At 66.4% G+C, this 21,738-nt stretch carries 21 protein-coding genes; 2 read left to right on the top strand and 19 right to left on the bottom strand.

The features are described 5' to 3' along the window. Nucleotides 1–36 precede the first annotated feature (36 nt). The 13 genes from ACWY4P_RS30580 to ACWY4P_RS30520 all read right to left on the bottom strand — a co-directional run bounded on the left by ACWY4P_RS30580 (nt 37) and on the right by ACWY4P_RS30520 (nt 12,031). The gene (locus ACWY4P_RS30580) at nt 37–1,332 is read right to left on the bottom strand and encodes an AAA family ATPase (protein WP_456203673.1); all 1,296 of its coding nucleotides are present in this window, start codon (nt 1,330–1,332) and stop codon (nt 37–39) included. A gap of 41 nt (nt 1,333–1,373) precedes the next feature. Then, on the bottom strand, nt 1,374–2,165 hold the full coding sequence (locus ACWY4P_RS30575) for a response regulator transcription factor (RefSeq protein ID WP_456203672.1): 792 nt from the start codon (nt 2,163–2,165) through the stop codon (nt 1,374–1,376). A 742-nt stretch (nt 2,166–2,907) separates the two neighbouring features. Beyond that, on the bottom strand, nt 2,908–3,093 hold the full coding sequence (locus ACWY4P_RS30570) for a hypothetical protein (RefSeq protein ID WP_358846427.1): 186 nt from the start codon (nt 3,091–3,093) through the stop codon (nt 2,908–2,910). A gap of 246 nt (nt 3,094–3,339) precedes the next feature. Further along, on the bottom strand, nt 3,340–3,567 hold the full coding sequence (locus ACWY4P_RS30565; RefSeq protein ID WP_456203671.1) for a hypothetical protein: 228 nt from the start codon (nt 3,565–3,567) through the stop codon (nt 3,340–3,342). Nucleotides 3,568–3,589: 22 nt separating this feature from the next. Then, nucleotides 3,590–4,453 (bottom strand): bifunctional DNA primase/polymerase, encoded by an 864-nt coding sequence (locus tag ACWY4P_RS30560; RefSeq protein WP_456203670.1) that lies wholly within the window; start codon nt 4,451–4,453, stop codon nt 3,590–3,592. Between the two features lie 46 nt (nt 4,454–4,499). Next, nucleotides 4,500–4,802 (bottom strand): hypothetical protein, encoded by a 303-nt coding sequence (locus tag ACWY4P_RS30555; protein WP_456203669.1) that lies wholly within the window; start codon nt 4,800–4,802, stop codon nt 4,500–4,502. 68 nt (nt 4,803–4,870) lie between these two features. Next, nucleotides 4,871–5,242, bottom strand: coding sequence for a hypothetical protein (locus ACWY4P_RS30550; protein ID WP_456203668.1), 372 nt, complete (start codon nt 5,240–5,242; stop codon nt 4,871–4,873). Between the two features lie 187 nt (nt 5,243–5,429). Further along, nucleotides 5,430–6,188 (bottom strand): hypothetical protein, encoded by a 759-nt coding sequence (locus ACWY4P_RS30545; RefSeq protein ID WP_456203667.1) that lies wholly within the window; start codon nt 6,186–6,188, stop codon nt 5,430–5,432. A 558-nt stretch (nt 6,189–6,746) separates the two neighbouring features. Continuing rightward, a complete protein-coding gene (locus ACWY4P_RS30540; RefSeq protein WP_456203666.1) occupies nt 6,747–7,292 on the bottom strand; it encodes a DNA cytosine methyltransferase in 546 nt (181 codons plus the stop codon). 217 nt (nt 7,293–7,509) lie between these two features. After that, a complete protein-coding gene (locus tag ACWY4P_RS30535; protein WP_456203665.1) occupies nt 7,510–8,958 on the bottom strand; it encodes a hypothetical protein in 1,449 nt (482 codons plus the stop codon). 16 nt (nt 8,959–8,974) lie between these two features. Continuing rightward, nucleotides 8,975–9,157 carry a MerR family transcriptional regulator gene (locus tag ACWY4P_RS30530; protein ID WP_456203664.1) on the bottom strand — a complete coding sequence of 61 codons (183 nt, stop codon included), beginning with the start codon at nt 9,155–9,157 and terminating at the stop codon, nt 8,975–8,977. A 658-nt stretch (nt 9,158–9,815) separates the two neighbouring features. Next, the gene (locus tag ACWY4P_RS30525) at nt 9,816–10,145 is read right to left on the bottom strand and encodes a DUF6303 family protein (protein ID WP_456203663.1); all 330 of its coding nucleotides are present in this window, start codon (nt 10,143–10,145) and stop codon (nt 9,816–9,818) included. Between the two features lie 371 nt (nt 10,146–10,516). Next, the gene (locus tag ACWY4P_RS30520; RefSeq protein ID WP_456203661.1) at nt 10,517–12,031 is read right to left on the bottom strand and encodes a recombinase family protein; all 1,515 of its coding nucleotides are present in this window, start codon (nt 12,029–12,031) and stop codon (nt 10,517–10,519) included. 174 nt (nt 12,032–12,205) lie between these two features. On the opposite strand from ACWY4P_RS30520, the gene ACWY4P_RS30515 reads away from it, so the two are divergent. Both ACWY4P_RS30515 and ACWY4P_RS30510 read left to right on the top strand, forming a co-directional pair. Beyond that, on the top strand, nt 12,206–12,967 hold the full coding sequence (locus tag ACWY4P_RS30515; RefSeq protein ID WP_456203660.1) for an isocitrate lyase/PEP mutase family protein: 762 nt from the start codon (nt 12,206–12,208) through the stop codon (nt 12,965–12,967). A gap of 206 nt (nt 12,968–13,173) precedes the next feature. Continuing rightward, nucleotides 13,174–14,085, top strand: a complete 912-nt coding sequence (locus tag ACWY4P_RS30510; protein WP_456203659.1) for a S1 family peptidase — start codon at nt 13,174–13,176, stop codon at nt 14,083–14,085. A 115-nt stretch (nt 14,086–14,200) separates the two neighbouring features. Here the strand turns inward: ACWY4P_RS30510 and ACWY4P_RS30505 are convergent, their stop codons facing one another. The 6 genes from ACWY4P_RS30505 to ACWY4P_RS30480 form a co-directional block, all read right to left on the bottom strand. Beyond that, on the bottom strand, nt 14,201–15,196 hold the full coding sequence (locus ACWY4P_RS30505) for an ABC transporter substrate-binding protein (RefSeq protein ID WP_456203658.1): 996 nt from the start codon (nt 15,194–15,196) through the stop codon (nt 14,201–14,203). A 2-nt stretch (nt 15,197–15,198) separates the two neighbouring features. Continuing rightward, a complete protein-coding gene (locus tag ACWY4P_RS30500) occupies nt 15,199–17,193 on the bottom strand; it encodes an ABC transporter permease (RefSeq protein ID WP_456203656.1) in 1,995 nt (664 codons plus the stop codon). Further along, nucleotides 17,190–17,378 carry a hypothetical protein gene (locus tag ACWY4P_RS30495; RefSeq protein ID WP_456203655.1) on the bottom strand — a complete coding sequence of 63 codons (189 nt, stop codon included), beginning with the start codon at nt 17,376–17,378 and terminating at the stop codon, nt 17,190–17,192. The genes ACWY4P_RS30500 and ACWY4P_RS30495 overlap by 4 nt, the downstream gene beginning before the upstream one ends. After that, the gene (locus tag ACWY4P_RS30490) at nt 17,375–18,508 is read right to left on the bottom strand and encodes a quaternary amine ABC transporter ATP-binding protein (protein ID WP_456203654.1); all 1,134 of its coding nucleotides are present in this window, start codon (nt 18,506–18,508) and stop codon (nt 17,375–17,377) included. The genes ACWY4P_RS30495 and ACWY4P_RS30490 overlap by 4 nt, the downstream gene beginning before the upstream one ends. Continuing rightward, nucleotides 18,508–20,082, bottom strand: coding sequence for a GMC family oxidoreductase (locus ACWY4P_RS30485; RefSeq protein WP_456203653.1), 1,575 nt, complete (start codon nt 20,080–20,082; stop codon nt 18,508–18,510). Before ACWY4P_RS30485 ends, ACWY4P_RS30490 begins: the two co-directional genes overlap by 1 nt. A 72-nt stretch (nt 20,083–20,154) precedes the next feature. After that, nucleotides 20,155–21,657 (bottom strand): aldehyde dehydrogenase family protein, encoded by a 1,503-nt coding sequence (locus ACWY4P_RS30480; protein ID WP_456203651.1) that lies wholly within the window; start codon nt 21,655–21,657, stop codon nt 20,155–20,157. Nucleotides 21,658–21,738: the final 81 nt, after the last annotated feature.

Genomic DNA, 21,738 nt, shown 5'->3' with positions numbered 1-21,738 from the left:
GGCACCTGTCCGCGCGTCTGCGGACAGGTCCGGCGCCTAGTCGGCTGCGTCGAGGGGCGTTTGAGGCTGGTCGGGTTTTTGCAGTGGCGCGTCTCGCTTTTTCCGGTAGGAAATCGCGGGCGCCAGAACGCTGTTGCCGATGCTGATCTGTCTATCTGTCAGCCATGCGCGCATACGGTCTCGCCCCAGGTCTATCGGTGCGTTGTGTTTGTCGAGCATTTGCACCGCGGCGGACACGGCAGGGTCTAGCCCAGGTATGCCGAACACCGCCGAATTTTCGGGGGCGAGCACGATGGATGTTTCCTGGGCGCCGGACATGCGGGTCATGCCGTTGACTGCCACGACGCGCGGGAGCATGCGTACCTCTGTTCCGTCGTCGTCATCTTTGGTCTTGTCAATGCGTATGACTATGACTCTGTCTGCCCCCTTGCCCTCTTTCTTGACGAGTAGTTCTGTCTGGACTGCGCCGAGCATGGTGGATGCGCCGCGCCCATGGTCGCCCGTGTGGCCTGTGTGGTGGATAAGCAAGACGCAGGCGCTGGCCTCTTTCGCCAGAGTCTCAATGCGGTTGAATATGACGCTCATGCGCTCATTCGATGATTCCTCGATGCCGACGGTTGCGCGTGCCTGAGTGTCCACGATGATCAAAGCGGGTCTGAGTCGTTTGCATGCTTCCTCAAGAACGAGCCATTCAATGCTCGCCACTTGTATTGGGCGCGGCAGGAATAGCACGCCACTCATTTTGCCCCCGTGTTCTTGCTCCCAGGCGCGAACCCGCTTTTTGAAGCCTGCGGCACCCTCGGCCACTAGGTAGATGACGTCACCTTGAATCACTTCCTTTCCTGCCCATGAAATGCCCGTTCCGACAGATCCGGCAATGTCGAGGGCGACGAAACTCTTCATTGCCCCGGGTTTTCCGTTGATGCGCGCCACGGTGCCCCGGTACATCAGGCCATCAACTACGGGCGTGAGTTCTTCGATGTCGTCCAGCGCATCCGTTGTGAGGGTTTCGGATAGCAGCGCGTCAACGAGCTGTGCGACGCGCCCGCGCTGGTCTTGCTCCTCGATATCTAGAGCGCGTTCTTTCGCGCGGTTGTAGCTCGCTATCTCCCGCGCTTTGTCTACCTCGGCCGCCTCGCGCCGCTGCGCGTCGATGAGCGCCTGTGTCCGATCGTCCAGCCCAGGCACGGGCACGCGCGCCGATATGGCCGTGACGATGCGTTGCGCATCCTCGCCGAGGTTTTCCAGCGCAACCGTCCGCGGCTGAAGCAACCAGGACAGTGCGAGGCGGACGGATATTTCAAAGTCGGTGGCGGTTGGTTCTTCCGACACGATGGCCTCTTGAATGGTCGCCTAGACCAGTGCGGTAGGGGCTACTTCGTGGCCTGAGGTTTGTTCCATGTGGCCGTGTCCTCCCGTCTTTTCTTGATGCGCCTGCGGTATTGGTTGCGTGTCTGCGGCACGTCCCGCGACGTGAGCCGATCAGCGCCCCATAGGACGCTTACGGCGTGCGCTTCCGACCAGGACAGCAGCGCGTCAAGTTCGCGGGCGAGCGCGGCTGCGTTGCCCCGGTACGGGGCGCGCTCGCCGCGTATCAGGGCCCGTATCGAGCGCGTGTGAGTGCGTACCGAGTTGTTCCGCGGCAGGCCCTTCCCTGTTTTCCGGTCGGGCCGGATGGTGCCGCGCTTGAGGCCCTGGGCGACTGCGGCAGCGTTTGAGTGCACACCGTATTTCCGTCTCAGGTCATACAGGCCGTTGTGTACGGCGTTGAGGGTCACACACAACCGCTCGGCCACTTCGGGCACCGTTAGCCCGTCGGCAAGTGCCTGGAGATATTCGAGTTGTTGAGGTGTCGGCCGGTATTCCATCGGGTGGCCGCTCGGCGCGTATTGCTGCACTGTGTGCTTGCGCCTGTCGGCTCGACCGCTCGCGCTTGCGGCGCGGTGGGGACCGACCCATTCGAGCTGTTGCCACCAGGGCAGTTCACGGCGGGCAGGATGCACCTGGTCGCGCTCGGCGGTGGCTCGACGCTTGCGGGCGAGCGCGCAGGAGCGACACTTACGCCGATGCTTTCCGCTCACTTTGTCGAACGTGATGTAGACGTTGCGCGGGTTGTCCAGCCGGTGAAGTCCCGCGCCGCACACCGTCTGAATCCGCCTGGGCATTCTCGCCCCCTTCTTCGTCTGCGAGGCAGGGGCGCCCGCCGGCATGGATTACGGACACAGTGAACAGTCGGCCCCTCATTGGCCATGTGATGGCTACGGAGTGCCCGCAGGCACACGACCAGATTTCGCGCCCGCGGTGGCTACCGCTCGGGATGACTTGATGCATTGCAGCGCTCCGGTTCTGCGTTTGGCCATGTGCGCCCAGGCCAATCAATCGGGACCTGAGAGCACGTGAAAAGGCCCGATGGCACGTGCCGCCATGTTGGGGGGCAGCGCGGGGCATCGGGCCACAATGGGGCGTACATAATGGGTTGTTTGCAGTGCCTGCATCTATGGGGCACGGTCCCTCTCTTTGTCGATAGGACCCCCGGGGCATATCTCCCGCGCATGGTCGAGCCGTTCGCCGACTATGAGGCTGAGAGACGAAATGCGCGGGTGGGGGCACACTTTGTTGCCCCGCACCCGCGCTATGTGTCGTTCGCTCGTGCCTGCCACTTGCCCGCACGCGGGGCAGTAGTAGCGTTCAGGCACTTTCCGCTATCTCAATGAGTTTGCGGTAATCCTGGGCCATCGCGCGAGCGCGGTTGCACTCCATGTGCCGTCGGCTCGACGCGAGGGATAGGGATTCCCCAGGTACCCGGTAGTTGAGTTTTTCGGCTTGCAACTCCAGTGCCGCAGCACGCGACTTGAGTTCAGCCAAGACAAGTGGGTGCACCATGATGGGTCCCTCACTGGTCGGTGTTCAGCTCTTGCGCTTGTGCCTGTCAGGCTCAGGCACTTCCCCGCGCAGGTATTTTCCGAATTCGCGGGCTTCATCGATGGCGACTAGGAGACAGGTCACGAACTCGAATGCCTGGCGCGTCGTGAGAATGCATCTCTGCCCGCCCAGGGTGACGACGATTCGGTTACCCACGCGGTTGATGTGCATGGTGCTTTCCGTCCCCTTCTCCTGTGTCCAGGGACGTGTAACCGCCGAGCCTCGCCCCTGCCATTACTTCGTAACCGATGCCGCGGTGTGCTGGCATCGGCTACGGACTATCTGTCGATGATCTTGTATGGGGTTGCTCCTTCATTGCTTCATACACTTACTGCGCCAACGCGCAGGGTGGCGTTACCGTCGGTCAACTCATGGCAACACTCGTCTACGCGTTGGCGCAACGGAATTGATGGACCCTCAGATGTGTCCCGCGGTGTTGAAGCGGACCGCTAGCCACGTGATGGCGACCAGTGATGCCACGTGCCGCGCTCGCGTCCAGGCGGCGCGGCGCCGGTCGGTCGAGGCGAACCACGCCCATATTTGGATGGACAGGCTGCTGCCGCGCCGGTCGGCGAACCATGCCACCGTTTCGAGGGCGCCGCATGCGCCGAGCACGACCAGCCATAGGACCGTCAGAGCGCCCACGGGAATTCTCCTTTCCTGGTCTTCATGCTTTGCGCCCCTGTAGCCGGTAGGCGCTCCGAATGGTCTGCTCTGCCTGCCTCGCGCCCCCGTCACCGTGGACGGCCGTGTAAGCGGCGGACAGTTCCTCTATGGCGTTCTCCATAGGGGTTCCGTCTGCGCACGCCGAGCGCGCCGCCCACAACAGCGCCTGATTTCGGTTTCCTTGGGGCGCGCCTTCAACGGTGGCGACCAGACCGGACAGGGCGCCCCCGCGCGTGGGGTGCTTGAACGGAATCGAGGGGCGCGCGGGCCTGAAAGGCTCGACGTCATCGCGACACAACGCAACCAGCCACGGGGGCGCTATCCGAATCGGCCGGTAATTCTCCGCCCAGTAAGGGCCTTTCGTCGTGACGCTTCCCGCGCCGAGCACGTACCCGCCGCGCTCTCCACCACCGCTACGGATATCAACGATGCCCCGGACGATGCTCGCTTGTGACGGTTCCGGCGCCCGCGGTGGCTTCATGGTGTCCGGCCACGAGTAGTAATAGTGGCAACCCATGGACCCGGTACATACGCGGTAGGTGTCTGTCGTCTCTGCCCAGTCTTGCCCGAGCGATTCGCATAGGTGCCGGAATACGTCGGTTCCGTCGACCAGGGGGCCGAACCTGTCGTGTAGTTCGGCGTATCGTGTGTCGGCGAGTTGGTATTCCCGTTTCGGCATGTCGCAGTCGACGACCAACAGCCCAGACGGTTTGCACGCTATGCCAACGTTCGCGCTCGGCCACCGCGCCCAATACTCGACCACTCGCCCCAGGTCGTTTGTTGCTGCCTCGCTCCATCGGAGCGTGTACGGCTGATCCGGGTAGAGCGTGTGCGGTGTTTTCTCGTGCGGCTCGACCGGGAACACGTGAAACCCTCGCGCTCGCGCCTGTAGCGCGTAGGCAGCGCGGCTCTCAGTTGAGGCCACTGGTCGTGATCCTCAGAAAAAGATTGCGCAGCCGTGCGTGTTCCTCGTCCGAAACGGTCATGCCCATCGCGGCGTACACGGGGCGCATGGCTGTTGACAGTCGGTCGTACGCCGCTACCGGGGTGATTTCCCCCGCTGAAATCTTGTCCGTCAATTCCTTGACGTTGTGTGCGCCCGCATTGCTCACTGCTTGGGCGCCCATCATGTCGGCGAATACGCCTTTGCATTCGTCGCAGCCGATGGAGTCGAGGGCCGCATCAATCAGTGTGTGCAGTTCTTCCCTGTCCATGTCTCTCCCACGGTTGAAAAGCACCGGGCCACCCCTCGCCGGAAGGGTGGCCCGTTGCTTCGGTGTTTTTACTTGCTCTGCACTGCGGCCAGCGCGGTGTTGAATTCCTGCTCTGCCGCTGTCAGTTCCTCTTGCGCTTCCTTCACCTGGTCGTCGTGTCCGTCGAGTTCGGCGAGGCGCGCTGTTTCCCGCTCTATGCGGGCAGCGAGCTTTTCCCGCTCGGCCGTGACGTCCGTCGCACTCAGCCGGGCCACCGCTTCCTTCGCCTTTTCGTACCGCTTCGCTGCGGCGGGAAGCTGAAGCGGAGCACGCCCACGCCGCTTGGGCACGGTCACTACGTCGTCGTCCGACTGCGGCACGCCGGCCGTCGGCGCGTCCTCAATTTCTCCGTCCCAGTCAGGGTCTTCCTCGTACGGCTCTGCCGTAACGGGCTGCGTCATGTCTACTTCCTCCGTTGCGTTTTCCTCTGCTGCCTTGCGTCGCCTGGGGGGCATTTCATCCACTCCACTTGGTTAGCCATCCATGGACAGGCGCGGGTACCTTCTTCCGCGCTCCGGACTTTGACTCTCCGCCCATGTGGGCATCCGGCCCGTATCGCTTAACCGCCGAAGCGCCTTATGCGGGCGCTCACCGGAATGGGTTGTCAGGGAACGTGAACGCGATCATGCGCATTTGTTCGTCTTGCATTCCCTGCGTCGGCACACCCTTGGTTGCCAGCCACTGCGCGAGGGGCGATCCCTGGTCGGCCCCTGCGGGGGGAACTGCGGGGGCCTGCGCGGGCGCCGCCTGCCAGCCCTGACCCTGCGGCGCCTGCGCCTGCGGCTGCGCCTGGGCCTGCGGGGGCGCCTGGGCGCCGGACCCTGCCCACGGGTCGTATGGCAGCGCCTGAGAGGCGTACTGCGCCCCTTGCGGCTGAGTCGGCTGCGCCTGGGCCTGCGCCTGGGGTGCTGGCTGTCCCTGCGGCTGTGCCTGTCCCTGCGGCTGCCCGAACTGTGTACGCGGGTGCGTCTGTACGTACGCGGTGGCTATCTGCGCGTCGTCGGGCGTGAAATCGGCGAGCACATAGGCTCCGTCTTTCTGCCCCTGCGAGGGGAGTTTCGTAAGGCGCCCGAGCACCATAGAGCCAATCATTTTCCGCAACTGCGGGACGATACCCTTTCCGCCGATGCGGGCGCCGGAAAGCGTTGTCGGCTGCCCAGTCTGCAGGTCGATAAGGTCGATGATTGCAACATCGGCTTCAACGATGTCCGACGTGTCTTGTGTCCCGTCGGGCCGGTTGAACGTCTGAGGTGCGCAACTGTCCGGGTAGATCAGAAAGAGCTTTCCAAGCCACTCGGGGTGATCCCGCGGCGTGAACTTGTCGCCTTTCGCGGGCTGGTTGAACATGGGTGTACTCACTTAGAGATCTCCCTCATGAGATACCGATAAGCTCTGTAGGCTTGAAGTGGTACGGGAGCGTTGCCGATGGCGCGGAGTTGTTCCGTTCGGTCCAGTTTGCGCACCCCTGTAACCCAATCGCGCGGCAACCCCATAAGCCACTCGGTAAAGCGTGCGGAGAGACGTCTGCCACCCCTGGGCCCGATTTCGGTTGGAAGGGGCGCGGGTTGTCGCGTGACTCGCTCCCATCTACGGATGGCCGGCTCGAACTCCGCCCATTCCTGTGTCGCCTCAGCGTTGGGTAGCGTCAGCGAAACCTCAGCCAGCGGACGGCTATTCACGTCCAGCAAGTTGGACGCTCCGGATTTCCAATCCCGCGCCGTTGGTGTGGGAAGTAGGTTGACGACTGTGCCCGAGAGTGCGTAATCACCGCGTGCACCATGTTGATTGGGGCTCCCGTGATATCCGGCTGAAGCGAGCGGAGTTGGGAAGAGTCGCGCGATTGCGGTAACCAAGTCGTCGCCCGCCCCATTACGTTCGGCGCGGGCATAATCGGGGCCCCGAACACTATCCGCCGCTACTGGGGTTGGCAGGAGTGGCGATACCAAACCAGCGGTATCGCGCATGAGCCGCCCCAACGTCGGACGCGCGTAGGCTCGTCCATGAGAGGTCATACCCGCCGCCGGCCAGGTCGGCCGTGACAACGTCGAGGCCACGTGTCCGGAGACTGGCCACGTTTTCCAAGAATGCGTATCGGGGTCGTATTGTGCAAATGGCTCGGGCAACGTACTTCCAGACTGCGGACCGTCGACCATTGATACCCTCCCGTGGCCCTGCGTTCGATATGTCCTGGCAGGGGAATCCCGCCGTAATGATGGTTATTTCCGGGTGCTGCGCTGCGACTGCCCGCCAGTCAACTAGCTTGATGTCACCTAGGTTCACAGCATCCGGATAGCGTCGAGCCATGACCAGCGATGGCCAATAGCTCTTTTCGGCATACAGGGCAACCCGAGCGCCTGTTAGTTTCTCTACGGCGTAATCAAGTGCACCAACGCCAGAGCAAAGACTGAGGATCAATTCAACTCTCTCGATTCCTTGCCGCAGGTGATGCACGCCCAGCGCATAGGGCCACGGGGCGTGTCCACTTCCGTCCAGACATGCAAAGAGGGCACTACCCAATGCAGTGCCCTCAACAGAAGTGCGATCATTTGCATGCCCCTGGTGCGTGCCGCCTGCCGCAGCATTTCCGGCGTTTCCAAGCCTTCCCGTTCATCCGGTCGGAGTTGGGTTCGCGCTTGTGGGGTTTCGATTTCTTGCTCTGTGCCACCTCTTACGCCTTTCCGTTGCATCCTCGCTCGCCTGCCTTATCGCCCGGGGCGTAGAACGGGCAGTAACGGCAGTCGTCGGCAATGGGGAGATAGCGCACGGCCTCATGCCATGACGCCCCGTCTTCCGTCAGTCCCTTGACGGTTTGCGCTATCCGCTCGACGCGGGCGAGCGCGCCAATGGCTACCGTGGGGTCATAGCGTTCCGTCCACACGTAAAGGTCATCTAGGGTGCTTGCCTCGCGGGGCCATCCGATGATGGCCACGTAATCGACCTTTTCGCCTTTCAGTCTCGCCCCGTACGCGTATGTGTGAATCTGGACGCGATACTTAGGCATGGGGCCGGTCGTGCTGAGTTTGTCGAGCGACCACCGGCCCATAACCTTGTGATCCAGGAACATCAGCAATGTCCGGTCGAGCAAATCCCCAGTCCCTTTCGGGACGTAGGCATTCGGGTACTTGAGAGGTGTCTCTACCGCGTACCGCCCCGTGTTGGCGTCGGCCCAGACGAACATGTCGGCCAGCGCAGCGTGAACGGCCGTGCCGACGAATGTTGCCCAACCATCGCCCCCCGGGTTGACCGGAGGAACACGCAAGAGAGACAGGGCTAGTTGCCGGTCGCACGGTGTGCCGATATCGCTCGGCCCCAGCGTGGTTTGTGTGCTGCGGGCCGAGCGATTCCAATACGAGTGGAATACTTCTTTCAGCCGCGCCGCTACCTCGCGCCCCATGTCCGTCATGGGGGTTGCCTCGCGCAGGACACGAGCGGTCCGCGCGGGTTGCTCGAACGGCGGCGCCGGCTGGACGAATTCAATCGTCGCGTTCTCCGGGGCATCGTCCATCGGTGGCAAAGGGACATTCGATATCGCCCTGTCCCGGTACGCGTCCAGTTGCTGCGCCGACAGGTCCGGCGGTTCCTGGGCAGCCGCACGTGTCGGGGGCGCATTGCTGGCTGTGTCGTCCAGGGTGGGGGCATCCGGCGGGAATGTCGCCTGCGTCTCGCTCGACTCCTCGCCGGTCGGCTGCGCGGGCGAGGTGTTCGGCGTATCCGTCGATTCCTGGGATTGGGTCACCCCTAGGCGCTGGTTTCTCCGCTCGCGCCATTTCGCTATGTCCTCCCCGGTCGCTATCGACTGAGCCGACGTCATGTCATCGTCGCTCGCGTCGGCAGGCTCATACGGCTTGCCGGACATCGGGCAATCCTCGCTTCCGCCCGACACGATTTTGTGAGTGCCGTATGCGCCTTCCTGGTCGAGCCTGGGCGTTCGCCCGCATGCGGGGCAGTCCGCGTAGTCTCTGCCCTTGACCGGCACATCGGAATTGCTGGTGACCGGACCGGCATTCAGCACGTGATCGGGTACGAACACGCGGGACATGTCGCATTCCTCGCCCGACTCCGCATTGTGCTTGCGGTACTTCTCGGCCTGCGTTATGCCTATGTCTTTGAGGCACACGGGGCACCGGTATTTCTCACCGGCCATTGCGCGCCGCCAACTGGGCAACTTCCGTCGTGAGGTACCGGCGCTCACCGCGGAACGTCCGAATGGGGGTGAGGAATCCTCGCCGTTCCCACCCGCGGACACGGCGGGGCTTGACTTTGAGGCGCGCCGCTACCTCATCGGGCGTGATTAGTTCCGGTTCGCTGTGCGTCATTCTTTCGCCCATCGCGTTATGTGGCTCCACATCACAAAGCGTGCTTGCGATCCTGTGATGGCCACGGGGCCCATTCGAAAGCGTCCCAGGTGCTCAGATGGCAAGTACCATTTCCATTCTTCGGGGCTAGCCTTGCCCGCCCGCTTGTGGCACAGAAGGGGAAGCGCAAGAGGACTGCGACGCTCGCAGGTCTTGACTAGTTCCCCCCACCATCTTCCGAACAGCACAGTTTGTGAGTGCAGTTCGCGTTTCTGTCGGCAGTGCGGGCAGTAGGCCCCCTCTGCTCCATCCTTGACGCTGATGATTATCGGGGGGACTGCGGCAGGGATTGGCTCGACGTCGCCCGGATCGAATCGACCGCCGAGCACGTTGCGTCGCGCATCCCAGAAGCCACAGCCCTCCCGCAACCAATTCACAACGTCTGTTTCAGCCTGAGTCCCCTTTGCCTTGTTCCGATTGGGCAACGCAGTTCCTTTCTCCGTGATTTGGTGAGACTGGGGCGCGCTCCCCACAACAAGCAGAGCCGCAAATACAGAGAGCGGGCACAAGGTGAGTTCGCCCTGTGCCCGCTCGGTTCGTATTCGGTTGTTGGTCTTGTTGGCTGTGATTGCCCCGCACACTCCCACGATGGCGGGGCCGGTCGAACCGGCCGGCGAGGTTAGCTGACTGGGACCACGTCGCGCAGTTCTTCCGGCTGCGCCGCCCGGACTGGCACGGACGCGATGAGGGTCACGGCGCTGGACGGGTCGTCATAGTCCATGCTCACCTCAGACCAGTCCCAGAAACCGTCTGCGCCCTGCGGCAGGGCGACCGTGTAGCCGAGCGAGGCGAGCGCGGCTGCCCGCTGCGCCACGGTGGGCACCTTTGGCCCCTTGAATACGCGCTCGGGCCAGTGCGTCTCGCCCATGAGACACACGTACAGACGCCAGTAGCTACGTCCGTTCTCGCCTTTCCTTTGCGCCATCTGCGCGGTAATCGTGTCTGCCATTCTCAACCCCCTTGATTTGGGGCCCGCTTGTGTTGCGTGCCCTGGTCTCTGCACATCTCGATTTCGTCCGGGGTGCCATTCCTGCCGTGTGCTCGCCACGTACGGCCATCCCACGTATTCCAGATGACCGTGTGGACAATGCGGCGCTCTAGGTCCACACAGAGGATGATTCGTTCTGTATGGATCATGTGGCGTCCGGGATATTGCTTGGGTGACGGAAGGGGCCGGACATCTGCGGCCAGTGCCGCGCGCAATTCGTCTGCGTCGAGCGCCATATCTACGGCGCGGCTCAGCGCATGGCGCGTAAACGTCCATTCTTTCAGGCTGGCTTTCCGCATTGGTGTCGCCCCTTTCGGGGCGCCAATGCGCCCCTACGCGGCTGCTTGCTTGGGAGTGATGATGATTGTGCTTAGGTCGAGTTCTTCCGGCGGTGCATCTTTGATGCGTCGCCCGGGTTTACGCTTCGGCGCGGGCTTGAGCTCCACAGTGCACAGTGTGCGTAGAATTTGCCGCCTGCGCCCGAGAGACAAGCCCTTCCATGTCTCTTCCGCTCGTTCATGATTCAGCGCGAACGGGGCTAGGGGGCTTTCGCCGACTGCGGCTTTCAGGTCATCCATGATCTTCTTGATTTGCTGGTTGATGTCGGCTGTTGACGTCGCGAACTGTTCCGCATCAATCTTTCCGCGCGAGAAGAGTAGCGAGGCGTCTTTCTTTCGCGTTTGCAGTGGCACCAGATCGGCCCGGAGCTTTTCGATATCCACTTCCGGGCCTGTGTCGATCAGGCTCACAATGTCGGGACGGGACAAGCGCTCGATTAGAACTTTCGTCACGTAGTCGTCAACTTGCGTGGCGATTTGGCGCCCGCGCCCGCACTCCTGGCATTGGTACAGTGGTACTCCGGTCCTTGATAGACCGCGCACAGTATGCACAGCATCAGGGCATGTCGGGCACTCATAGATGAGGCTGCCGAACCATTTGGGGGTAGTCCCTGGTGTCGTCTTGCGCGCCGGATCACTGAACAAGGTAATGAGAGCTTGCCTCTCATCTTCGGTAATGATCGGCGGTAGGGCATTCCATTTTACAATCTCCCCCCGGTACACGATATGCCCGGCGGTGCGAGGGTTAACGAGAATGCCGACGACTGTAGCGCGTCGCCACCGATTTTTTTTGACTTCCTTGCCATTGCGCTTGACGAAGCGTTCGTCAGTCTGTGATTGCGTCGGAACTTTTCGCTTATTCAGGTCGAGCAGAATTTGCCGCACCGAAACACCAGCAAAGATCTCGTTCTTCCAGCGACGGATTTCGTCTCGCTCGTTCGGTCGGTGCTTGTTCATGTCGAGAATCGGGCGATCCTCGTACACGCGATCAGCGATATCAGCTTTGGGGTTGATACAGACGGACCGATAGCGGCCAGTCTCAACCCCCCAGCCGTATCGCCGCTTGCCGCCACCGAACTCCGCGTTTCGCGCTTGCCGCTTGCGTGCCAGCGCGACCCTTTCCGACTTAACCCCGCTTTCCTTGTTCGCTGCGTTGATGTCGGCGATGAAGTCGGCACGACCGCTCGCGCGTTCGAAGTTGTATTCCGCGCCGCGCTGCTGAGAGAACAGTTTCACATTGTGCTTGCGGCACAACTTAATGAAGTCGTGCCCCTCGCCAACGTCACGGGTTAGCCGGTCCGCGTGCCAGACAATCACAATCCTGATACGCCCAGCCGCAATGTCTGCCAGCAATTCGAGGTAGCCGGGGCGATCAACACCAGAGAACGCACTGATACCGACGTCCTGATACCAACGGTTAACCGGCGCGCCGTTCTCTTCCCCGAACTCTTCGTTTTCCTCGTGCTGGCTTTTTACTCCGTGCCCGATTTTTTGCTCATCCAGGCTCACACGTCCGTACGATGCGACGTACCTGTCTGTGCTGGTGTGCAGGTTGAGTACTCGCGTCGGCGTAGCCATCTAGTCTGTGTACCTCCCACGTTTCAGCCCGTCTAGGCTGAGGCGATGGATTCGCGGCTACAGAGCGCAAGTGGGGGTCACCACCCGCATGGTCCCGGGCAAGGCATGACCGGCGCCACGACGCTCCGCGCCCTGCACCACGACCGGACCCCCGGCGACCCGCTCGTCCTGCCCAACCCCTGGGACGCGGCCACCGCCCGCGTCTTCGCCGCCGCGGGCTTCCCCGCGCTCGCCACACCGAGCGCGGGGATCGCGGCCTCGCTGGGCTACCGGGACGGCGAGACTCCGGCCGACGAGATGTTCGCCGCGGTCGCCCGGATCGCCCGCGCCGTGGACGTTCCGGTGACGGCGGACATCGAGGAGGGATACGGACTCGCCCCCGCCGAAATCGTCGACCGGCTGCTGGAGGCCGGCGCCGCGGGGTGCAACCTGGAGGACGGCCACCGGGCGGCGGACGGGCTCAAGGACGCGCGGCGGCACGCGGACTGGCTCGCCGAGGTCCGCGCCGCGGCGGGCGAGAGCCTGGTCATCAACGCCCGCATCGATGTCTTCGTACGCGGCGGTGCCTCCGTGGGCGGCGGCGCCGGGGCGGACCCGGACCGGCTGGCCGAGGAGGCCATCGACCGCGGGCGGCGGTACGTGGCGGCGGGCGCCGACTGCGCCTACCCGATCTTCGCGCCCCCGCCGCTGCTCCCCCGGCTCGCGGCCGGCATCGGCGCCCCGCTCAACGCGTTCGCCAAGCCGGACGGCCCCTCCGTCCCCGAACTCGGCGCATTGGGTGCGACCCGCGTCACGTTCGGCCCGGGTCTCTTCCGCAGGGCGCTGACGGCGGTGGAGGACATCGCCGAGCAGCTGCGCCCGGTGTAGTGCCATATTCCCGACAAGAGAACCCGCCAAGAGAATACAGCTCTCCCGATTTCTCACCGCAAAGCCGACCAATAACGCCAACCGGATTCCCCCGGAACTCAGCGGCATATAAAGCCGCTGGACACGTCTGCGGGGCGGCGTTATCGTGCACTCGAATTCCGCGGAAACCACAAAAAGCGGAACAGAAATCGGGGAGCAACAAAAGAATGAACAATCTTATAGGGGAGCGCGGAGCGGGCGAACGCCGGGGGGCCGGAAGGCGGTTGGCCACCCGTGCGGTGCTGGCCGCGGCGCTTTCCGTCGGCGCGCTGGCCGGTGCCGGGTCGGCGCAGGCCGACGAAAATCCCTCGACTCCGACCCCCAAGATTATCGGCGGCCATGACGCCACCGAAAACTACTCGTTCATCGTTTCCCTGCAGAAGGAAAGGAACGGGGACCCCGACGGTCACCGTTGCACCGGAGCGCTGATCCGCAAGGACTGGGTCGTGACCGCGGCGCACTGCGTCACCACAGCGGGCACCGACTCGGCCCCGTACACGGTCATGGACCCGGCGCTGTTCCACGTCCGGGTGGGCTCCAACGACCGGACCACCGGCGGCACCGTCGCGAAGATCAAGAAGATCGAGGTCGACCCCGGGTACAAGGCGCTCGACGAGCGCTCGGAGGGCTACGACGTGGCGCTCCTCCAGCTCGACACCGCGCTGACCAACAAGACGGTCCCCCTGGCGCCCACGTCGACCAGGGAGGGCACCGCGGTCCGGCAGCTCGGCTGGGGCTACACCGCGACCGCCGACGTCGGCGACCCGACCAAGCTTCCGGTCAAGCTTCAGGAACTCGACACCAAGGTGCTGAACCCGACCACGGAGAAGTGCCGGGTGGACTCCACGGGGGACGACGCGTGGGGCATCCGCGAGGGCGATGTGTGCACCGACAACCCGCAGGACACCTACGGCCCGTGCGGCGGTGACTCGGGCTCGCCGCTGCTGAGGAAGGTCAACGGCCGCTGGCAGCTCGTCGGCGTGGACAGCCGCGGCGTCGGCGAGATCTGCGGGACGACCCCCGACATCTACACCGACCTCAACTACCACCGCTCCTGGCTGTACAGCGTTATTGGCTGAACAGCGGGCTGAAACGCGGCACAGCCGCACGCCGACGTGGGTCGGCGTGCGGCTGTTGCCGTATCAGGGCAGCCGCCGTATCAGAACAGCCGCCGTGTCAGGGCAGCCGGGCGTATCAGGGCAGCCATTTCTTCCAGACGTCCGGGTGTTTCCTGACCCACTTCTCCGCCGCGTCCTGCGCGGAGAGCCCGTCCGAGGCGATCATCTCGGCGACCTCGTTCTGGTCCTTCTCGGTCCAGTGGAACCTCTTCAGGAACGACGCCGCCTTGCCGCCCTCCTTGGCGAAGTCCGCGTTGAGGTACTTCTGCAGCGGGGTGGTCGGATAGGCGCAGTCGATGGACTCGGGGTCCTCGGTGCCCTTCGCGGCGCACGCGTCCGTGTACTTCGGCAGCTTCACCTCGACCATCGGCACCTGGTTGAACAGCCACTGCGGCTCGTACCAGTAGGTCAGGAACGGCTTCTTCTCCTTGGCGAACTGCTTGATCTGGGTGATCTGCGCCGCCTCCGAGCCGGCGAAGACGACGTGATAGTTCAGGCCCAGATTCTTCACCAGCGCCGTGTCGTTGGTGACATACGACGGCGAGCCGTCCAAGAGCTGGCCCTTGCCGCCGCTTTCGGCCGTACGGAACGTCTTGGCGTACTTGTCGAGGTTCCGCCAGTCGGTGACGTCGGGGTGGGCGTCGGCGAAGTACTTCGGGACGAACCAGCCGATGTGGCCGGTGACACCGAGGTCGCCGCCGCGCGCGATCGTCTTCTTGTCCTTGACGTAGCGCTGCTCCTGCTCCGGGTGGCCCCAGTCCTCCAGGATGGCGTCCACCCGCCCCTGGCTGAGCGCGTCCCAGGCGGGGACCTCGTCGACCTGGACGGTGTCCACGCGGTAGCCCAGCTTGTGGTCGAGGAGGTATTCGGCGACGGCGACGTTGGCCTGCGCGCCGACCCAGGACTGGACGGACAGGGTGACGCTCTTGGCGCCGCCGACGTTCGCGTATGGCGAGGACTGCTTGGTCATGTCCGCCGCGCCGCAGCCGGTCGCGGCGAGCAGGGCGGTGACCCCGGTGGCGGCCATCAGCAGCCGGGTGCGGGTACGACGCCGCATGCGGGTAAGAGCCATGGTCAGGCCCCCTTCCTCGGGCGGCGCGCCGTCGGCTGCGTCACCCGGTCGAGCATCAGACCCAGGCATACGATCGCGACGCCCGCCACCAGGCCCGTGGCCAGGTCGCCCTGGGCCAGCCCGAAGAGCACCTCGTAGCCGAGCGCGCCGGAGCCGACGAGGCCGCCGATGATGACGACGGCCAGCACCAGCACCACGCCCTGGTTGACGGCGAGCAGCAGCGCCGGGCGGGCGAGCGGGAGCTGGACCTGGCGCAGTTGCTGGCCGCGCGTGGCGCCCAGCGAGCGGGCCGACTCCAGCGCGGCCGGGTCGACGTTGCGCAGGCCCTGGGTGGTGATGCGGATGACGGCGGGCAGGGCGTAGACGATGGCCGCGGCCGCCGCCGGGGCCCGCCCCACGCCGAACAGCGCGACCACCGGGATCAGGTAGACGAACTGCGGCATGGTCTGGCAGATGTCCAGCACCGGGCGCAGCAGCCGCTCCAGGCGGGCCGAGCGGGCCGCCGCGATCCCGGTCGCGAAGCCGAGGACGAGCGTCACCGCGACGGCGGCCAGCACCTGCGAGAGCGTGTCCATGGCCGGGTCCCACACGCCGAGCACGCCGATCGCGGCCAGGGCCAGGACCGCGGTCAGGGCGGTGCCCCAGGTGCCGATCAGCCAGGCCAGCGCCGCGACGATCAGCAGCAGCGACCACCACGGGAGGCCCTGCAGCGCGCCGCGCAGCGGGTCGAGGACCCAGGTGACATAGCCGGCCGCCCAGTCGGCGGTGCCGCCGACCACCGGCACACCGGAGTAGAGGTGGTCGACCATCCACTCCTTGGCGGTGTTGACGGGTTCGGCGATGGCGAGGGTCCAGCCCTCCGGCCAGCTGGACGAGCCGGCGGTCCGCCCGACGAGCGCCACGGCGGCGGTGCCGGCCACGACCCCCGCCCAGGCGTACCAGCCGCGCAGCCACCGCGGGCCCGCGTCGCGGTCCGTGCCCAGGCGCAGCCCCGCGGCGGCGGTGGTGCGGTCCATGACGACGGCGAGCAGCACGATCGGGATGCCGGCGGCGAGCGCCTTGCCCACGTCGACGGCCGACAGCGCCTGGTAGACGCGGTCGCCGAGCCCGGCGCCGCCGATGACGGAGGCGATGACGGCCATGGACAGCGCCATCATGATCGTCTGGTTGACGCCGAGCAGCAGCTCCTTGCGGGCCAGCGGCAGCCTGGCCGACAGCAGCCGCTGCCGCCCGGTGGCGCCGAGCGAGGCCACGGCCTCCATCACCCCGGCGTCCGCTTCGCGCAACCCGAGCGCGGTCAGCCGGGCCATGGGCGGGGCCGCGTAGATGACCGTGGCCAGCACCGCGCCGGGCACGCCGATGCCGAAGACCATCGCGAAGGGCAGCAGATACGAGAAGGCGGGCAGCACCTGCATGGTGTCGAGCACCGGCCGCAGCGCCCGGTACGTACGCTCCGAGAGCCCGCCGGCCAGCCCGAGCAGCGCCCCGATGGCCACCGACGCGGAGACGGCGACGGCCATCAGCGCCAGGGTCTGCATGGTCGGCACCCACATCCCCAGCAGCCCGCACACCGCGAACGACACGGCCGCCGTCACCGCGACCCGCACCCCGGCGACCCGCCAGGCCAGCAGCGTCGCGGCGGCGGTGACCCCGGCCCAGCCGAGGGCCAGCAGGGTGAGGTAGACGGCGCGGACGGAGACGATGACCGCGTTGCTGATGTGGCCGAAGAAGTAGAGGAAGATCGGGTGGCTGTCGCGGTTGTCGATGATCCAGTCGCTCGCCTTGCCCAGCGGCTCCGACACATCGACCGTCAGCGCGCCCGGCCAGCTCCCGCTGTGCCAGCGGGTGGCGGCGAGGGGCACGAGAACGGCGGCGATCAGGGCGAGCAGGGCCAGCTTGCGGACGGCGGGGCGGCGGGCCGCGGCACGCAGCGCGCCCGGGGGCGCGTCAGCGGCGCCTTGGGAAGCCTTGGTGGGGGTGGTGGTCGCGACGGTCATACGCGCCTCCGCACGCCGGGGAGGGAAGTGCCGGGGAGGGAAGTGCCCGGGATCAGGCCGGTGCGCGGGGTCATGCCGACGCCCGGGATCAGGCCAGCGCTGCCCGCGGTCATGCCGGTGCCCGGAACCAGGCCGGTGCCCACGGTCAGGCCGGTGCCCGGAATCAGGCCGGTGCCCGGGGTCATGCCGGTGCCCCCTTCACCCGCAGTCCCGCCACCACCGCGAGCAACCGCTGATGGTCGACCACCCCCAGCAGCCGCGCGCCGTCCATGATCCGGGCCGGGCCGCCGGAGCGGGCGACGGCCTCGATGGCGGTGGCGATGGTCGCGTCGGGCGCGAGCGCCGGGCCGCTGTCCCGCTCGCCGTCCTCGGCGGCGCGCAGCGCGTTGCGCACGGTCAGCACCTGCTCGCGCGGCACATCGCGGACGAAGTCCCGTACGTAGTCGTCGGCCGGGGAGCCGACGATCTCCTCGGGGGTGCCCAGCTGCACGATGCCGCCGTCGCGCATCAGCGCGATGCGGTCGCCGAGCCGCAGGGCCTCGCTCAGGTCGTGGGTGATGAAGACCATCGTGCGGCCCTCGTCGTGGTGCAGCCGGATCACCTCCTCCTGCATATCGCGCCGGATCAGCGGGTCGAGCGCGCTGAACGGCTCGTCGAAGAGCAGGACCTCGGGGTCGGCGGCGAGCGCACGGGCCAGGCCGACACGCTGCTGCTGGCCGCCGGAGAGCTGGCCCGGGCGGCGGCGCTCCAGGCCGGTGAGCCCGACCTTGGCGACCATCTCGGCGGCCTTGGCGCGGCGTTCGGCCTTGCCCATGCCCTGGATCTCCAGGCCGTAGGCGACATTGTCGAGCACGGTGCGGTGCGGCAGCAGCCCGAAGTGCTGGAAGACCATGGCGGCGCGGTGCCGGCGCAGCTCGCGCAGCCGCACCTTGTCCATGGCCAGCACGTCCTCGCCGTCGATGTGGAGGGTGCCGGAGGTGGGCTCGATCAGCCGGGTCAGGCAGCGTACGAGGGTGGACTTGCCGGAGCCGGACAGGCCCATGACGACGAAGACCTCGCCCTGCCGCACCTCGAAGGACACATCGCGGACGGCGGCCGTGCACCCCGTACGGCGGCGCAGCTCCTCGGCGGGCAGGTCGGCGGCGGGCGAGCCGGGGACGCGGTCGGCCCTGGGGCCGAAGACCTTCCACAGCCCGCGCACGGAGAACACCGGCGCCGCGCGCCGGGGCCCGGACGCGGGGGTCGGGGGCTGGGGCTCGGCCGTCTTGGCCGAATCGATTGAACCGGTCGAATCCGTCGAATCGGTCGCGGTCATCACGCCTCACCTCTGCCAATCGCCGTTGCCTGGTCCCGTTTGCGCTCTCGTACGAGCAGTTCCGCGCACTTCTCGCCGACCATCAGCACGCCGATCATCGGGTTGACGGCGGGCATGGTCGGGAAGACGGACGCGTCGGCGATCCGGACGCCCTTGAGCCCCCGGATCCGCAGGTCCGGGCCGACCACGGCCGATTCGTCGGAGACCGCGCCCATCCGGCAGGTGCCCGCCGGGTGGTAGACGGTGTGCGCGACCTTGCGGGCGTACTCGCCGATCTCCTCGTCGGAGGTGATCTCGGGCCCGGGGCACACCTCGCGCTTCAGCCAGCCCGCCAGCGGCTCGGTCTTCGCGATCTCGCGGGCGATGCGGATGCCGTCGACGAGGGTGCGGCCGTCGTAGTCCTCCTCGTCCGTGAAGTAGCGGAAGTCCAGGGCGGGTTTGACGGACGGGTCGGCGCTGGTGAGGTAGAGGCGGCCGCGGCTGCGGGGCTTGGGGATGTTCGGGGTCATCGACACGCCGTGCTCGGGCTTTTCGTAGCCCAGCCGCTCGGGGTTGTCGGTGAACGGGATCTGGTAGAAGTGGAACATCAGATCCGGGCCCTGTGCCCCGGGGTCGCGCCGGACGAACAGGCCCGCGTCCGAGTCCATCGCCGAGTTCTCGGGTATCGGGCCGTCCGTCTCCCAGACGATCACCGACTCGGGGTGGTCGAGCAGGTTCTCACCGACGCCCGGCAGGTCGTGCACGACGGGGATGCCGAGCGCTTCCAGATCGCGCCGGGGCCCGATGCCGGAGTGCAGCAGCAGCCGCGGGGTGTCCACCGCGCCCGCGCAGACCAGCACCTCGCGCCCCGCCTCGACCAGGAGTTCCGCACCGTCCTTGGTACGGACCCGCACACCCGTCGCCCGGCCGGACTCGTCCAGCTCCAGCCGGTACGCCCAGGTCTCCAGCATCAGCTGGAGGTTGGGCCGGTCCAGGAACGGGTGCAGATAGGCGACGGAGGCGGAGGACCGCTTGTTGTTCTCCGGGTGGTAGGCCAGGTCGAAGAAGCCGACGCCCTCGTGGAAGGGCTCCTTGTTGAACCCCTCCACGCGCGGCACGCCGAGCGCCGCCCGCGCGGCATCGACGAAGTCGCGGGCGATGGCGTTCCGGTCCTTCTCGTCGACCGGCACGATGTTGTTGTTCAGCCGCGCGAAGTACGGGTCCATGGAAGCGGCGTCCCAGCCGTCCGCGCCCGCCTTCGCCCACTCGTCCCAGTCGCCCGGCAGCGGCTTGAAGGAGATGAGGGTGTTGTGCGAGGAGCAGCCGCCGAGCACCCGGGCCCGGCTGTGCCGGATATGCGAATTGCCCCGTGGCTGCTCGGTGGTGGGGTAGTCGTAGTCCAGTTCGCCACCGAGCAGGCCGAGCCAGCGGCGCAGGGTCAGCACCTCGGGCCGGTCGACGTCGGACGGCCCGCCCTCGATGACGGCGACGCGGATGCCCGGGTCCTCGGTGAGCCGGGAGGCGATCACCGATCCCGCGGTGCCGCCGCCGATGACGACATAGTCGAAATGATCGGTTGCGTCAGGTACGGACATGGGCTTACTCCTCGCGGCGCCCCGGACCGAGGCCCGGGTGGGGGGACGTGCGGGTGTGCGGAGGGGGACGGCTCAGCCGGCGAACCAGCGGACGGGGGTGGGCCGCAGGTTCTCGTAGATGTGCTTGGTCTCGCGGTATTCCGCCAGGCCGGAGGGGCCCAGCTCGCGTCCGATGCCGGACTTGCCGAAACCGCCCCACTCGGCCTGCGGAAGGTAGGGGTGGTAGTCGTTGATCCATACGGTGCCGTGCCGCAGCCGCCCCGCGACGCGCCGCGCCCGCGCGGTGTCACCGGACCAGACGGCGCCCGCGAGCCCGTACTCCGTGTCGTTGGCGAGCGCGATGGCCTCGTCCTCGGTGCGGAAGGACTCGACGGTGAGGATCGGGCCGAAGGTCTCCTCCCGCACCACCCGCATCTCGCGGTGGCACTGGTCGAGGATCGTCGGCAGGTAGAAGTAGCCGGTCGCGGGACGGACGTCGGACGGCTCGGGCTGCGCGCCGCCGCAGCGCAGCAGCGCGCCCTCCTCCAGTGCGGAGGCGACATACGCCTCGGCCTTGTCGAGCTGCCGCGCCGATACGAGCGGGCCGCACTCGACGCCGGACTCGGTGCCGCGCCCCAGCTTGATCTTCTGGGCCCGGCGGGCGAGCTCGGCGACGAACCGCTCGCGCACGGACTCCTCGATGATCAACCGGGCCCCGGCGGAACAGACCTGGCCGCTGTGGATGAAGGCGGCGTTGAGGGCCTGGTCGACGGCGGTGTCAAAGTCCTCGGCGGTGTCGCAGGCGTCGGCGAACACGACATTGGGGTTCTTGCCGCCGAGCTCGAGCGCGACCTTCTTCACCCCCGGCGCGGCCGCCTCCATCACCTTCGTACCGCTGGCCAGGCCGCCGGTGAAGGACACCAGGTCCACATCGGGGTGCTCGGCCAGCCGGGCGCCGACGGGGTCCCCGGTGCCGGTCACCAGATTGCCGACCCCGGCCGGCAGCCCGGCCTCGACCAGCAGCTCCATCAGGTACATCGTCGACAGCGGGGTCAGTTCGCTGGGCTTGACGACAAAGGTGTTGCCCGCGGCGAGCGCCGGGGCGATCTTCCAGCTGGCCTGAAGCAGCGGGTAGTTCCAGGGGGCGATCAGCGCGCAGACGCCCACCGGCTCGTACACGACCACGCTGTGTACGTCCTGGGTGCCCGCGTCGACCACGCGCCCGGCCGACTCGCCGACGACCAGCTGGGCGAAGTAGCGGAAGGCATTGGTGACGTCGTCGACGTCGACCCGCCCCTCTTCGAGCGTCTTGCCGGTGTCACGGCTCTCGAGCAGCGCGATCTTCTCGCGGTCGCGCTGTAGCAGATCGGCGACGCGGCGCAGCAGCCCCGCCCGCTCGGCCACGGGCGTATGCGGCCAGGGGCCCGTGTCGAAGGCGCGGCGGGCGGCGGCGACGGCCGCGTCGGCGTCGTCGGCGCCGCCTTCGGATACGACCGCGAGGGTCTTGGCGTCCGCGGGGTCGAGGACCTCCCGCTGCGCGCCGGACGCGGCGGCGCGCCACGCCCCGTCCACATGAATGGTCTCGACTGCCGACACGTCGCTCTGCCTTCCGGTGCTACGGGACTCGCGCCGCCGACCGCGCCGGCAACGCGGAGCCCCTCCCCGAAAGGCCCGGAC

The sequence above is a fragment of the Streptomyces sp. LZ34 genome (assembly GCF_053890475.1).
The sequence above is the reverse complement of the archived record's forward strand: the minus strand, read 5'-3'. Positions and strand labels throughout refer to the sequence as shown.

Excerpts from the sequence above, each read along its gene's own strand:
- ACWY4P_RS30575 (WP_456203672.1), bottom strand. The coding sequence starts at position 2,165 with ATGCCCAGGCGGATTCAGACGGTGTGCGGCGCGGGACTTCACCGGCTG.
- ACWY4P_RS30570 (WP_358846427.1), bottom strand. The coding sequence starts at position 3,093 with ATGCACATCAACCGCGTGGGTAACCGAATCGTCGTCACCCTGGGCGGG.
- ACWY4P_RS30555 (WP_456203669.1), bottom strand. The coding sequence starts at position 4,802 with ATGGACAGGGAAGAACTGCACACACTGATTGATGCGGCCCTCGACTCC.
- ACWY4P_RS30550 (WP_456203668.1), bottom strand. The coding sequence starts at position 5,242 with ATGACGCAGCCCGTTACGGCAGAGCCGTACGAGGAAGACCCTGACTGG.
- ACWY4P_RS30545 (WP_456203667.1), bottom strand. The coding sequence starts at position 6,188 with ATGTTCAACCAGCCCGCGAAAGGCGACAAGTTCACGCCGCGGGATCAC.
- ACWY4P_RS30530 (WP_456203664.1), bottom strand. The coding sequence starts at position 9,157 with ATGACGCACAGCGAACCGGAACTAATCACGCCCGATGAGGTAGCGGCG.
- ACWY4P_RS30525 (WP_456203663.1), bottom strand. The coding sequence starts at position 10,145 with ATGGCAGACACGATTACCGCGCAGATGGCGCAAAGGAAAGGCGAGAAC.
- ACWY4P_RS30515 (WP_456203660.1), top strand. The coding sequence starts at position 12,206 with ATGACCGGCGCCACGACGCTCCGCGCCCTGCACCACGACCGGACCCCC.
- ACWY4P_RS30510 (WP_456203659.1), top strand. The coding sequence starts at position 13,174 with ATGAACAATCTTATAGGGGAGCGCGGAGCGGGCGAACGCCGGGGGGCC.
- ACWY4P_RS30505 (WP_456203658.1), bottom strand. The coding sequence starts at position 15,196 with ATGGCTCTTACCCGCATGCGGCGTCGTACCCGCACCCGGCTGCTGATG.
- ACWY4P_RS30500 (WP_456203656.1), bottom strand. The coding sequence starts at position 17,193 with ATGACCGTCGCGACCACCACCCCCACCAAGGCTTCCCAAGGCGCCGCT.
- ACWY4P_RS30495 (WP_456203655.1), bottom strand. The coding sequence starts at position 17,378 with ATGACCCCGGGCACCGGCCTGATTCCGGGCACCGGCCTGACCGTGGGC.
- ACWY4P_RS30490 (WP_456203654.1), bottom strand. The coding sequence starts at position 18,508 with ATGACCGCGACCGATTCGACGGATTCGACCGGTTCAATCGATTCGGCC.
- ACWY4P_RS30485 (WP_456203653.1), bottom strand. The coding sequence starts at position 20,082 with ATGTCCGTACCTGACGCAACCGATCATTTCGACTATGTCGTCATCGGC.